Annotated in this window: 14 protein-coding genes; 8 read left to right on the top strand and 6 right to left on the bottom strand. The window is 65.7% G+C overall.

Translation table 11 applies throughout. The features are described 5' to 3' along the window. Positions 1-18: 18 nt before the first annotated feature. Positions 19-495, top strand: coding sequence for a nucleoside deaminase (locus ACCC97_RS15905; RefSeq protein WP_413333814.1), 477 nt, complete (start codon positions 19-21; stop codon positions 493-495). Between the two features lie 22 nt (positions 496-517). On the opposite strand, the gene ACCC97_RS15900 is transcribed toward ACCC97_RS15905, so the two are convergent. Next, a complete protein-coding gene (locus tag ACCC97_RS15900) occupies positions 518-1006 on the bottom strand; it encodes a hypothetical protein (RefSeq protein ID WP_413333812.1) in 489 nt (162 codons plus the stop codon). 516 nt (positions 1007-1522) lie between these two features. Between ACCC97_RS15900 and ACCC97_RS15895 the strand changes: the two genes are divergently transcribed. After that, positions 1523-1777 (top strand): hypothetical protein, encoded by a 255-nt coding sequence (locus ACCC97_RS15895; protein WP_413333810.1) that lies wholly within the window; start codon positions 1523-1525, stop codon positions 1775-1777. A gap of 59 nt (positions 1778-1836) precedes the next feature. Here the strand turns inward: ACCC97_RS15895 and ACCC97_RS15890 are convergent, their stop codons facing one another. Further along, positions 1837-2676 (bottom strand): alpha/beta hydrolase-fold protein, encoded by an 840-nt coding sequence (locus ACCC97_RS15890; protein ID WP_413333808.1) that lies wholly within the window; start codon positions 2674-2676, stop codon positions 1837-1839. A 254-nt stretch (positions 2677-2930) separates the two neighbouring features. On the opposite strand from ACCC97_RS15890, the gene ACCC97_RS15885 reads away from it, so the two are divergent. After that, positions 2931-3455 (top strand): hemerythrin domain-containing protein, encoded by a 525-nt coding sequence (locus ACCC97_RS15885; RefSeq protein WP_413333806.1) that lies wholly within the window; start codon positions 2931-2933, stop codon positions 3453-3455. Between the two features lie 14 nt (positions 3456-3469). Here the strand turns inward: ACCC97_RS15885 and ACCC97_RS15880 are convergent, their stop codons facing one another. The 3 genes from ACCC97_RS15880 to ACCC97_RS15870 all read right to left on the bottom strand — a co-directional run bounded on the left by ACCC97_RS15880 (position 3470) and on the right by ACCC97_RS15870 (position 5993). After that, positions 3470-3784, bottom strand: coding sequence for an NIPSNAP family protein (locus ACCC97_RS15880; protein WP_007832404.1), 315 nt, complete (start codon positions 3782-3784; stop codon positions 3470-3472). Between the two features lie 150 nt (positions 3785-3934). Beyond that, positions 3935-4753, bottom strand: a complete 819-nt coding sequence (gene dkgB / locus ACCC97_RS15875; RefSeq protein WP_413333804.1) for a 2,5-didehydrogluconate reductase DkgB — start codon at positions 4751-4753, stop codon at positions 3935-3937. A 37-nt stretch (positions 4754-4790) separates the two neighbouring features. Then, a complete protein-coding gene (locus ACCC97_RS15870) occupies positions 4791-5993 on the bottom strand; it encodes an MFS transporter (RefSeq protein WP_413333802.1) in 1203 nt (400 codons plus the stop codon). Between the two features lie 281 nt (positions 5994-6274). On the opposite strand from ACCC97_RS15870, the gene ACCC97_RS15865 reads away from it, so the two are divergent. The 4 genes from ACCC97_RS15865 to ACCC97_RS15850 all read left to right on the top strand — a co-directional run bounded on the left by ACCC97_RS15865 (position 6275) and on the right by ACCC97_RS15850 (position 8952). Further along, entirely contained in the window at positions 6275-7213 is a 939-nt protein-coding gene (locus ACCC97_RS15865; protein WP_413333800.1) for an AraC family transcriptional regulator, read from the top strand. A 148-nt stretch (positions 7214-7361) separates the two neighbouring features. After that, positions 7362-7652 carry a putative quinol monooxygenase gene (locus ACCC97_RS15860; protein ID WP_007832417.1) on the top strand — a complete coding sequence of 97 codons (291 nt, stop codon included), beginning with the start codon at positions 7362-7364 and terminating at the stop codon, positions 7650-7652. A gap of 335 nt (positions 7653-7987) precedes the next feature. Next, complete coding sequence (locus ACCC97_RS15855) at positions 7988-8500, top strand: glycoside hydrolase family protein (RefSeq protein ID WP_042673238.1); 513 nt, start codon at positions 7988-7990, stop codon at positions 8498-8500. After that, complete coding sequence (locus tag ACCC97_RS15850) at positions 8497-8952, top strand: lysozyme inhibitor LprI family protein (protein ID WP_413333797.1); 456 nt, start codon at positions 8497-8499, stop codon at positions 8950-8952. Before ACCC97_RS15855 ends, ACCC97_RS15850 begins: the two co-directional genes overlap by 4 nt. A 45-nt stretch (positions 8953-8997) precedes the next feature. Here the strand turns inward: ACCC97_RS15850 and ACCC97_RS15845 are convergent, their stop codons facing one another. Beyond that, positions 8998-9585: a hypothetical protein gene (locus tag ACCC97_RS15845; protein WP_413333795.1), complete on the bottom strand. Its 588-nt coding sequence runs from the start codon at positions 9583-9585 to the stop codon at positions 8998-9000. A 335-nt stretch (positions 9586-9920) separates the two neighbouring features. On the opposite strand from ACCC97_RS15845, the gene ACCC97_RS15840 reads away from it, so the two are divergent. Then, entirely contained in the window at positions 9921-12851 is a 2931-nt protein-coding gene (locus ACCC97_RS15840; protein ID WP_413333840.1) for a type VI secretion system Vgr family protein, read from the top strand. The last annotated feature ends 48 nt before the right edge of the window (positions 12852-12899 follow it).

The raw sequence follows: 12899 nt of genomic DNA, 5'->3' as shown, positions 1-12899 counted from the left end.
ATGTACCAGGAACACTTCATGCAAAGGGCGTTGGCCCTTTCTGCCCAAGCCCTGCAGGAGCCCGGCACCGAGCCCTTCGGTGCCGTCGTCGTGAAAGACGGCGTGATCGTCGGCGAAGGCTTCAACCACTCCGTCGCCCACCACGACCCCACCTCGCACGGCGAAGTCGAAGCCATCCGCGATGCATGCCGCAAGCTCGGTACCGTGAACCTGTCGGGCAGCGAACTCTACACCTCGTGCGAACCCTGCGCGATGTGCGTGGCGGCAATGCACATTGCGGGCATTGCGAAGTTGTACTACGCGGCTTCGCTTGCGCAGTCGGGCGAGGCGTTCGACGGGGTGACCGTGGCGGCTCGACATCCGATCGATGTGGATGTGTTGCGGGCCGAGGCTGGTGCGACGCTTGCACAACGCAGCTTGCCCGCCGAGCAGAAGATGGACCGCGAGGCGGTGCAGATTCTTTGCGACTGGGCTGCGGCGCGCAAAGGAGCGTGAGCTTCAACTGATCGCAGTCGGATCAGCGAGGTGTCTGCGGCGTGTGGAGTGGGTCGCCCAGCTGGCAGGTGCATTCATGCGGGCAAGCCGGCAGGAAGTCGAGCTGCACGCCAAGAACCCGCTGGTCTGTGGCAGGTCCGCCCGAGAGAGACTCGGGGTCGGCGACATAGCTGCTCCTGGGAAGAGCGATCTTGGCGCTGAAGCGCAGTTCTTCTCGAAGAACGCGAGCCACGTTGCGTGCCCGCTCCAGGCCCAGGCCTTTGGGATCGTGGTCTCGCTCTTCCGGATTGACTGAGGCTCCGATGTAGATTGCTTCGTGGTTGGTGTACCGAGTCCGGAGCTCTTGCATCCAGGCCCCAAGCTTCAGGATCTGGTCGGTGGATACCGTCGCGGAATCGCGCTCAAAGTACACATAGAAGAGCTTGATTGGGCTGCATGCAAGCACGGCAGCCGGGCTCAGCATTGCGAGGGCGAGGGTCAAGGGCCCCAGGAATCGAAGGTGCTTGGTCACGATGTGTCTCAACCGGTAACGCCGAGGATATAGGACGCGAGGCTGTCTGCGTTGGAGCGAGACCTGAGATCTTCCGCGTGCTCCCTCGACTGAGTTGTTCCGTACCAGGTGTCGTTCGGCGATGATGCCTACGCTATTGCAGCCTTCGCAGTAGGCCCTGCCGCCGATCAGGGCAACGCGGTGCCCATGCAGATCGAGCAAAGGGCCGTCGTAGGGCAGCACCCGGCCGCCAGGGACTGGCGGATCTCCGACCACGAGAATCTTTCGTTCCATTCAATACGCTCCCGTCAAGTGACGGGGCGTTGTATGGCACCGAGCGCGCTAACACTGTTGTCTATCGTCAACCGCTCAGAAATTTCTCGCGAAAGGCAGGAATCGCAACTTGGCGCTGATTTCCTGTGCGGCTTGTGGAGTGCACCGTCCGGATTCGCGACGATGTTGTTACTCACCATTCCGCCTACTGCTGAATAGAGTGACTTCACGGCGCCACTCGCAGCGCGCCATGAGGAGCCGGCAATGAGCATCACAAGAAGCGACGTGGGCACCACAACGCAGGCCTCGGCCCGCGTCGCACGCGCACTCGAAATCCATCGCAGCGTTGTCGCATGCCACGAGCACATTGCGCACGGCAGTGGCGTTCACTCGCTCACCGCGGCACTGATGCTGCCTTGCTACAAGGCCGAGTTCCGCACCCTCGCACTCGCGATGACCTCGCAAGAGGAGCGCGAACTCAGGTACGCGCTCGATTCGGTTTGCGAACCCGCGGCATGAAGACGACTGCCTTCGCAGCAACTTTTGCTCCGCGACGTTGCTCCCGCCGGCCAGGCGAACTATGGCAACAGCTTCGCGACCGCGTCGGTGAACGACGGAACATCGGTGCCGATGTGCGTCGTCGAATACGTCGTTTCCGTGGCCACCAGGCCCCGGTACGAGCGGGCCAGGAGCCGCTTGTACATCCCGCCCACGGGCTCGAAGTTGCACTCCGCGGGGTTGCCGCAGCGCGTGAGAAAGAGCGTGGCGGGCAAGGGCTTGCCGCCGAGCGCGTCGTGCATCTTTTCTTCGAGCGCCTGGTGCCGGTCCGCCTGAACGCCGAACGAGCCTTCGAACGACAGGAAGTGCGAGAACGTCAGCTGGCCCGCCGCGCCCTCCAGAAACAGGGCGATGCCGGCCATGCTGCCGCTCAGCGACAGGCCCGTCAGCAGGCGCCTTCGCGCATCGGCGCGGTATCGCGCTTCGATGAAGGGCACGAGCTCGAGCGCGAGGAAGTCGTGGTACGCAAGGGCCCCGGGCAGCAGGTAGTCCCTTCCGCGTCGGGCCGAACCGCCGATGCCCACGAGGATCGCCTGCGTGCGGCGTGCCTCGAGGACGGCCCTGAAATTCGCGAACCGCGTACCGGGCGGATTGAAGACCGCATCGCCATCCAACGCATAGATGACCGGATACGCCGCCGAGCTGCCGTCGTAAGAGGCGGGCAGGTAGATTTCGAGCGGATAGGTCGCGCCGGTCCTGGCCGAGGCGATGGTGCCGGAGACGACGCGGCTGCTCGCCGCGGGCGGTGCGGCCGGCGCATCGGGAATGGCCGCGCCACCGCCGCTCCACATGCCGAACGCAACCAGAAGCGCGCAGCTTCCGGCCCATGCGAACGCGCGCAGCCAGCGTTCATGCCGCATCGGATGTCCTCCATCGCCTGTGTAGTTTGAAGATGCACCTCTCTTCAGAATGCCACGGGCTGCCGCGATCGCGGCCCAGGCCTGGGTAGACGAGACCCTGAAACAGTCGTATCAATCCCCGGGGCGGGCGACAAGCCGGCCTTCGAGACGAGGCTTGCGGCACCGGCTGCAACCATGTAGAACCATGGCGTTAAAGGCTAAAGCTCACAGGCAATCCCGGAGCAGTTCGCTGCTCCAAAAAAAGGAGGTGAAGCATGTTGGCAGCCGAATGCGCATGGGCCATCCTGCACGCCGAGCACGCCCGCACCCGGGAGTTGTTGGCTCGACTCGATACGGCGATGAAGACAGGCGACGGGACGCGCACCGGTCAACGCGCGGCGTCTGCCATCGAAGTCATCGAACGTCTCCAGGACTTCGAAGAAACGACCCACCGCCCCAAAGGCGTCGTCATGCTGAACATGCTGCGCGGAAGGTCGAGCGAAGCCGACGAGCTTCTCGATGAACTCGACTCGGAGAGCGAATGCTGCAACGGCCTCCTCTCGCAGGCAAAGACCACCTTGAAGCGCGCCGAAACCGGCGACGCGAGAGCGGCCGCGGAGGCCGAGGCCCTGTTGCAGCGGCACCGGCAGTTCATGAACGTGCACCTGGACAAGGAAGACACGCTCCTTCACTCGCAGACGGCGCTGCTGCTCACGGCAGAGGAATGGGCCGCCGTGGTCTCGTCCATTTCGAAGGAGGTACGCGCCGCGAAGGAGCGTGCACGACGACGCTCCCATTGAGCGCGGCGGCGGCTTCAGGGCAGGGGAAGCTCGCGCATCAGGTTGCTGCGCACCCACGTGAACGCGCCGGACTGCACGTTGTCCGCTTGCCAGCGGCGGAATTCGGGGTCGGCCGACAGAGGGTCCGTGACCTTCGCGTACGCGGCCGCGTTCTCGAACTGCACGGTCAGAACATAGTTGCCCAGTTCGCCGGCGGCCACGCTCCATAGCTGCGGGTCGGGCGCACCGTGCTTCTTCCAGAGCGCCGCGCCCACCTTCAGGGCTTCGATGACGGCGCCGAGATCGGCTCCGGGGTTGGGTCGCAGGACATATCGCGCTTCGTAGGCCATGGAAGTCTCCTTGGTCATGGCAGGAGCCGACATTGAAGCACCGGAGTGCCTGAGGGGCAAATCGATCGATGCGGCCCACGGCGCCGGCAGGCGCAGGCGGCCATCGGCGCGTGATGCCGCGCCTGCATGCATGGCAGGAGACGCTGACGATCAGTCCCAGGCCGGCGACAGACCGGCCGGGTCTGTCAGGCGCTCGTTGCGGTCGAGCGCCGCAACCTGCGCCATCTCGGCATCCGTCAAGCGCAGCTGCTGCGCCTTCAGGTTGCCTTCGAGGTTCGCGCGCCTGGTGGACGACGGAATCACCGCGTAGCCCAGCTGCATCGCCCACGCCAGCACCACCTGTGCGGCGGTGGCGTTGCGCGCCTTGGCAATCGCCTCGACGACCGGATCGCCCAGCACCTTGCCGTAGGCCAGCGTCATGTACGACGTGATGTGGATGCCGGCGCTCTTGGCGAACTCAGCCACCTTGCGGTTCTGCAGGTAGGGGTGCAGCTCGATCTGGTTGGTGGCGATCTGCTCCGCGCCCACGGCCGCAATGGCTTCCTTCATCAGCGCGATGTTGAAGTTAGACACGCCGATGTGCTTCGTGAGCCCCTGCGCCTTGGCCTCGGCCAGCGCACCCATGAACTCGGCCACCGGCACCGCGTTGCCGGGCGAGGGCCAGTGGATGAGCGTGAGGTCGACATGGTCTGTGCGCAGCTTGGCGAGGCTGTCTTTCAGGCTGGGCACCAGCTTGTCTTTGGCGTAGTTGTCGGTCCAGATCTTGGTGGTGATGAAGAGGCTGCTGCGGGCCACGCCGCTTTCGGCAATGGCCTGGCCCACCTCGGCTTCGTTGCCGTAGATCTGCGCAGTGTCGATGGCGCGGTAGCCCACGTCGAGGCCGTTCTTCACCGAGTCGATGACCACCTGGCCCTTCAGGCGGAAGGTGCCGAGGCCGAAGGCGGGAATGGTGTTGTTGTTCGTCTTCATGGCGTTGTCCTTGTGTGTTGAAAAAAGAGGGGGAGGTTCAGTGACCGACCGGCACCGGCCCCGAAGCGCGAACAGGAATGCCGGCACGCCGATCAAGCGATCCGCTCCATTGCGTGAGGGCCAGCGACACCAGCACAACGAGTGCGCCAATCCACGGCGTGTGCATCAGCCCCAGGTGCGTCACGATCAGCCCACCGATCCAGGCCGCGCCGGCAATGCCGAGGTTGAAGGCCGCGATGTTCAGGCCCGAGGCCACGTCCACCGCCTGCGGCGTGAAGCGTTCGGCCTGCTTCACCACATACACCTGCAGCCCCGGCACGTTGCCGAAAGCCACCGCGCCCCACATCAGCACCGCCAGCAGAGCCAGCCACTTGTGCGGCGCTGCGAAGTTGAACACCAGCAGCACCGCGGCCAGCAACGCGAAGATGATCTTCAGCGCCGGAATGGGGCCCTTGCGGTCGGCCAGCTTGCCGCCCCAGATGTTGCCCACCGCCACCGAGATGCCGTAAACCAGCATCACCCAGCCCACCGCGCCGGCGCTGAAGCCAGACACGTCGGTGAGGATCGGCGCGAGAAACGTGAACGGAATGAACGAGCCGCCATAGCCGATGGCCGTCTTCGCATACACCAGCAACAGGCGCGGCTCGGCCAGCACCTTGGCCTGCTGCGCCAGCGAGGCCGGCGGCGTGTGGCGGATGTTGCTTGGCACGAAGATCCAGCTGCCGATGAAGGCGACAACGCCCAGCGCCGACACGGCCAGGAAAGTCTCGCGCCAGCCGAAGTGCTGGCCGATGAACGTGCCCAGCGGCACGCCCGTGACCAGCGCCACCGTGAGGCCCGTGAACATGATCGCGATGGCGCTCGCCGCCTTTTCCTTTGGCACCAGGCCGGTGGCAATCGTCGAGCCGATGGAGAAGAACACCCCGTGCGCCAGCCCCGTGAGCACGCGGGCGGCAATCAGCGATTCATAGCTCGGCGCCTTCCACGCCAGCAGATTGCCGACCGTGAACAGCGCCATCAGCCCGAGCAGCAGCGCCTTGCGCGGCAGCTTGCCCGTGAGGGCGGTGAGCACCGGCGCGCCAATGGCGACGCCCAGCGCGTAGAGGCTGACAAGCAGGCCGGCGGAGGGGAGGCCGATGCCGAGGTCGGCGGCCACAGTGGGGATGAGGCCAACGATGACGAACTCGGTCGTCCCGATGGCGAAGGCGCTGAGAGTCAGCGCGAGCAAGGCGATTGGCATGAGAGCACTCCTTCTTGGATGTAGAGGAGTGTCTTGCGGTTACCTTTGCGGATAAATGGGGGGTGGGGCAGAAGATAGTTGTGTTGTCGTCAAGTATCGGTGGCGCTCGGCTCGCGATTTCCGTGCATGCAAACTCTAGAAGCGACGGCTGCAACGGATGAAGCGCTGCGACAGAACATCGGCAGCACCCAATAGCATCGGCCATGCGCCCCGACAACGGGTACGCGCCAACCGGCAACGCTGCGCATTCCGCTTTTCTTCTCCTCCCCACAACAAAACCGATGCCAGCTCCGCCCGTCGCCGACAACAAGCCCGAGGCCATCCCCACCGCCGCCTGGGCCCGTCTGCGCGACATGGTCGCGGCGCGAACCCCTGCGGACGGCCGCACCGATGCGCTGTATCCGGGGCTGCGCTGCTACCGGTTCTCGCGCCCGGTGCGTTACGAGAAAACCCAGCGCCTCACTCCGGGCGTGGTGGTGGTCTTGCAGGGCCGCAAGACCGCGCACCTCGGCGGCGACGGTCGTTCGCTCGACTACGGCGCCACGCAGTGCCTGGTGCTCGGGGCCGAGGTCGCGTGCCTCGGCACGGTCGTCGCGGCGAGCGCCGAGCATCCGTACCTCGCGATTCATCTCGACCTGCCGCCCGACATGCTGGTGAAGTCTTTTGTTGCGCTGGCAGAAAGTGGCACGCTGGCCGAGCCGGCCCGTGTGACCGAGAACTTCACGGCTGCGGTGGGGCCGGAGGTGGTCGAGGCCTTCGCCCGCCTGCTGCTGGCGGCCGACGACCCGGTGGATCGCCGCACGCTCGCACCGCTGGCGGTTGAAGAAATCGTGCTGCGGCTGCTGCGCTCCGAGGCCGCGGCCGCCATCCGCAGCGCGGGTGCCGTTACCAAGGCCGGTGCACGCATACAGACGGCCATCGCCTTCATGCGTCGCCATCTGGGCCGGCCACTGTCTGTGGCCGAGATTGCCAGCCACGTGCACATGAGCCCTTCGCACTTCGCGCACAGTTTTCGCGAGGTGGCCGGGGTCACGCCGATGCGCTGCATTCGCGACCTGCGCCTGGAAGAGGCGCGCATGCTGATGCTGGGCGCGGGGCTGCGGCCCGGCGATGCGGCCGCGAAAGCGGGCTTCGAGAGCGCGGCGCATTTCCATCGCGCGTTTCGCAGACGGTTCGAGGCGACGCCCGCCGAGTACGTGCGGCGCGTGCAGGCGGGTTGATGGGCTGAAGGGCTGATGTGGGGGATGGCCGGTCGCATCCTTCGCAGCCATGGTCAATTTCTTCGCAGCTTCGCGCCTTGGCGCGGGAGAGGGCGCTGGCTAACCTGCGTTCTTCCTTTTTCTTCAAGCCAGCGACAAAGAAATTTCCATGAACCCGATCAACGTCATCATCACTTTCGAAGCCAAGCCCGAGCGCGCATCCGCGTTCGCTCAACTCATGCAGCAGGTCAAGCAGTCGCTGCCATCGGCGGATGGATGCCGTGGCGTGCGGTTGTATGGGCACGGCGACAACGTCTGCATGTTCACGCTGGTCGAGTCGTGGGAGTCTCGGAGCAAGCATGAGGCGCATATCGCAGGCGTGGTGTCGTCCGGTGCTTGGGACACGATGGCGGCTGAGCTGGCTGGGGCGCCTGTCAGTAGCTATTGCAACGAGCTTTGATTTGAGGGCGGCAGCAGGAAGCAATCAGGCAACTGGTGCGGCCGCCCCCTCCAGCAGCCACTTCCGAAACGCCATAGCCCACGAGTCCTCCGCGCTCCCCTCAGGGCACACCAAGTAGTACGCATTGAGCTCGGATAGGCGGACCGGAGCTCACGTCGATCACGGACGCAGATAACGAGCTTGCGCAGGCTGCGTCAACGAGAGGGGCAGTCTTGAAGTGACACTATGATTTCGTGAGGGCCATGTTGGCCCTCCGCCGAGTTGGCTAAGACAAAAAATAGTGGCGCCGTCGGCGACTCAAGCATGAGCCACTGTAAGAAATCAAGGGAGTTGAAATGGCCAATGAAAACATGTCTATGAGCGCCAGCGGGCGTGCCGAGCTTCGCCGTCGCGAGGATGTTCGCCTTCAGTACTACAACGATCTGGCGAACAACTGCACATTTGGAGTCGGCGCTCTCGCGCATCACGGTCCTTGCACCGCAGAAGAACTGGTACGCCCCGTTACAGCCGCGCAGGTCGATGCCCAGTTGGCAACCAGACTACACACCGCCGAGGCCGGTGTCCGCCGGCACGTGAACAGGCAGACGCTTACGCAAGCCCAGTTCGATGCGCTGGTGAGCTATACCTTCAACCTCGGTGTGACGGGCGCAAGGTCGGTGCTGGACGCGGCCAACCGGGGTGCTGATGCCGATGTTGTGACTCATATGAATAACAACGTTTTTGTGCGTCCCCGCGATGCCCGGGGTCGTCGTTTGCGGGCCATCCGTTCGCAGGGTCTGGCAAACCGTCGGCGTGAGGAAACAGCGCCGTTTCAGCCTGCACAACCCACCGCTCGGCCTGCACGATGAAGCGCGTAGCGGCTCTATTGCTGGGGGCACTCGCGATTGCAGGCGCGGCCGCGTCTTCGTCCCCCCCGAAGTACCAGCCCGGCCCCGAAGAGGTGGTGGCTGCATTGGCGCATCGCTCCGGGCTGGCCGAAGACGCGCTGCGTGGCCTCCTGTCCAACTGCGATGCCAGTCAATCTGCAATGAACATCTGTGCATACCGTGACGCTGTCGCGGCGGAGCTGGTTCTTCAGCACGCTATCGCCAACAAGGCAGAGCAGTTGCCGGCCTGCAAGGACCGGCTCGAAGCCACGATTTCCCGCTGGGCAGCCGCGCGTGATCGCGGTTGCAAACGCAGCGCCGCCAAGGCCTATGGTGGCGGATCGCTCGAGCCGATGGCCATGTCGATGTGCGTGCAGCATGAGAACGAGCAAATGGCCAAGAAGGTCGAGCGCCAGCACAGCTGCGATCGCTAGGTACTTCTGACGCCCTTCACGCAGGGGGGCGTGCCGGGCCCCGTCTCAGCGCGCAGGTGCTTGGGTTTCCACGGGAGACGTGTCGATCATCTCTACAGCCAATGGCTCGGTGAAGATCCGCTTGAGGCGCTGCCCCGTCCACAGATAGTAGAACTTGCCTTCCGGAGGCTTCTCATTGAAGCTGCCGGAGATGATCAGCAGCCGGCTGTCGAGCCGGAAATCCACCCGCTCATCGCCGTTGCCCATGGCGCCCACGATCGCATCGACGTTGGGAAGGGTGTAGGCCTGGCCCGTGTTCTGGTCGAGTACCGCGAAGTTGCGGCAGTCGGTGCCGCATCCCCAGGCTGCCACCCGCAGATGGCCGGCGAAGTTGGGCGGCTCGTTGTAGGCGTGGTGGATGACTGTGGTGTAGCGCCGGGCCGTTCGGGTCGTCAGCCGCAGTGGTGGGTGTGAGTCTGCAAGGGGCTGATCGTGCGCGGTGGTCGGGTAGTCGGTGAACTGCGGCGGCGCTCTCGGTGCCGCGGCGGCGGTGGCCGGGCACAGCAGGATCATCGAAAGCGCGGAGGCAATCGCCAGGCCTTGCGGGAGTGTGAAGCGTCTTGCACTTGGGGCGGATTGAATCGTTGGGCTCATGGGTCTTGCCGATGAAAAAGGCGGGAGGTGCTGCGGGGGAGTTCGGTGGCGCCGGGCATGAGCTGAAGATACATGTTCGGGTCGCAGCCCATCGAAGTCATCGATGCCGGCCGCGGCCACATAGGAGGGCATCCGGCGATCACGGCGAGCAAGCGGGCACTTCGTGAAGTCGTCCACGTTCGAGCTGTGCGCGGTGCTACTTTTGGGTGCTTACGCGAAGGCTGCAGTGCCTTACATAATCGAACAAAGCTCGCCCTGGTCCACAGCGGCGGTCATCTGCAGGGAGATCCCATGTCCATCCACGACGGCGTGTGCGCACGCACGTCCTTGTCGCCATGACGCGGCGCGTCACCATCGCCACGCCGGCAGGCGATGCGCTTCAGTTCCATCGCCTGGCCGGCCGCGAAGCACTCAGCCAGCCGTACACCTTCGACGTCGATCTGCTGGGCAGCCACAACGCCATCGACCCCAAGGCGCTGCTCGGGAAAAGCGCCTCCGTCGCCATCGAGACGGAGCATGGCGACACCCGCCATCTCGGCGGCATCGTGACCAGCTTCGGGCTGTCTCAAGAAGACAGCCGGCAGTCTTTCTACAAGATGCGGCTGCGTCCCTGGCTTTGGCTGGCAACGCGCAGAAGCGACTACCGCATCTTTCAGGACCAAACGGTTCCCGACATCGTGACGGCCGTCCTCGGGCGCTACGGCTATCCCATGGAGCAGAAGCTCAGCCGCAGCTACCGCGCCTGGGACTACTGCGTGCAGTACGGGGGGCCGACCGGCGGGGAAACGGACTTCGAGTTCGTCTCGCGCCTGTGCGAGCACGAGGGCATCTACTACTTCTTCCGCCACGAGGCCGGGCAGCACACGCTGGTCTTCGCCGACGACATCGCGAGTTCCCATGGCCCGCTGCCCGGCGGCGAAGAGCTTCGCTACCACCCCGACGAAAAGGCCGGCATGACCGGTGGCCTGGAGCCTGCCGAACGCGTCACCGAATGGATGCAGCACGAGAGCATGCGCCCCGGCCGGCACCAGCGCCGCCACTATGACTTCGAGAAGCCCAAGGCCGACCTGACCACCCAGCGGCAGATGCCGCCCGGCCACGACCACGACGGTTTCGAGCAGTACGAATGGCCCGGCAACCACACCGAGCTCGGCGATGGCGAAACCTATGCGCGCGTGCGCAACGAAGAGCAACTGAGCGAGCGCAGCCGTGCGAGCGGGCGCTCGAACCGGCGCGACCTGGCGCCGGGCTTCACCATGCGCCTGGCCAGCCATCCCCGCGCCGACCAGAACCAGCAGTACCTGCTGCTCGGCGTGGACTACGACCTCCAGGAAAACCTCCTGGCCAGCGAAGGCGCGAGCGCCTCCGAGGGCTCCGTCCAGCGCTTTGCCTTCGACGTGCAGCCCACCACCTACGCATGGCGGCCGAAGCGCAGCACCGTCAAGCCGCGCACGCGGGGGCCCCAGACCGCCGTGGTCGTCGGCCCGGCCGGCGAGGAGATCTGGACCGACAGGTACGGGCGGATCAAGGTGCAGTTCTTCTGGGACCGCCTGGGCCAGCACAACGAGAACTCCAGCTGCTGGCTGCGCGTGTCGCTCGGCTGGGCCGGCTCGACCTTCGGCATGGCCGCGTTGCCGCGCATCGGCCAGGAGGTGGTTGTCGATTTCCTCAACGGCGACCCGGACCACCCCATCGTCGTCGGCCGGGTACACAACGCCGACGAGATGCCCGCCTGGCAGTTGCCTGAGCAGAAGCACCTGGCGGGCCTGCGCAGCCGCGAGCTCAAGGGCGGCCAGAGCAACCACCTGGCGCTCGACGACACGACCGGCAAGATCCAGGCGCAGCTCAAGAGCGACCATCAAAGCTCCAGCCTGAGCCTGGGCCATATCGGGCGCATCGACGACACCGCGGGGCGCAAGGACGATCGGGGCCAGGGCTTCGAACTGCGCACCGATGGGCATGGCGCCATCCGGGCGAAGGCGGGCCTGCTCGTCACGACCGAGCCGCGGCCCAACGCCCAGGCCCACATCACCGACATGCGCGAGACGGTAGGCCGGCTGACGCAAGGCCGTGACCTTCACGAGAGCCTGGCGGAGGCGGCCAAGGGTGCCAAGGCACACGAAGCGGGCGACCAGGATGAGGTCGCCAAGGGCCTCAAGGAGCAGAACGATGCGATCAGGGGCAGCGGCGGCAACGCGGCCCAGGGCGAATTCCCCGAGTTCCAGGAGCCGCACCTGACGCTGGCGAGTCCGGCCGGCATCCAGGCCACGGCACAGGGCTCCACGCACATCGTGAGCGTCGAGCACACGGCCATCACCAGCGGGGCGCATGCCAGCTTTGCCACCGGCAACAGCTTCCTGGTGAGCGCCAAGGACGCGGTGCGCATGGTCGCCTTCAACAACGGCATCCGCATGGCGGCCGCGGCCGCCGACATCGACATCACGGCGCTGAAGGACAGCATCAACGTACTGGCCAAGCTCAACGTCAAGATGGAGGCCAACCGGATCACCATCACGGCGAAGGAAGAGGTTCTTATCAACGGCGGCTCCAGCTATACGCGCTGGAATTCCGGCGGCATCGAGAGCGGCACCAACGGCCTGTGGCGCGCGCATGCCGCATCGCACTCGCTGGTGGGGCCGAAGAGCGACGGGCAGCCCCGGTTGCCCCAGCCGACGCAGCTGACGCGGGGGCAGCTCGACCTGTACCACCAGTACGTCAAGGCCGACGGCGCCAAGCGCCAGGGCGTGAAGCAAGGCGACTACACGGTGGTCGACTCCGACGGCGGCACGCACACCGGCAAGCTCGACGCGAACGGCTTCGCCTCCGTGGCGGGGCTTCCGCTCGGCCAGGCCAAGGTCACGTTCGGCGGCGATCCGAGCGATCCCTGGGACACGGGCAGCTACTTCGGCCTGCCGAACCGCTGGCCCGCCCAGCCCGCGAGCGACAAGTCCATCGATGCGGGAGGTGGCGGATCGAGCTTGCTCGGCGGCGCAGCAACGGGCCTGCTGGGCCAGGCTGGTGGAGCCCTGGGCAGGGCGGGCGGCCTCGTGAGCCAGGCCAGCGAGGCGGCAAGCACGGCGCAGCAGGCCGTCGGCGCCGTGCAGGCCATCCAGCAAGGCGGCGCCAAGGCATTGCTGGGCCAGGTCGGCCAGGCGGCCGGCGGCATGGCCGCGCAGACCGTGGGCGCCATGGTGCCCAAGCTGCCCGCGCCGCTGCCTTCGATGCCGACGCTGCCGCTCGGCCAGACGCCGGGCTTCGCGGGCTGATCGCCGGTGCCGCTCGACGACGACCACCAGAGAACACGGGAGAGATTC

Origin of the sequence: Variovorax sp. Varisp85 (assembly GCF_047304045.1) — a bacterium.
GTDB lineage: Bacteria > Pseudomonadota > Gammaproteobacteria > Burkholderiales > Burkholderiaceae_C > Variovorax.
The sequence above is the reverse complement of the archived record's forward strand: the minus strand, read 5'-3'. Positions and strand labels throughout refer to the sequence as shown.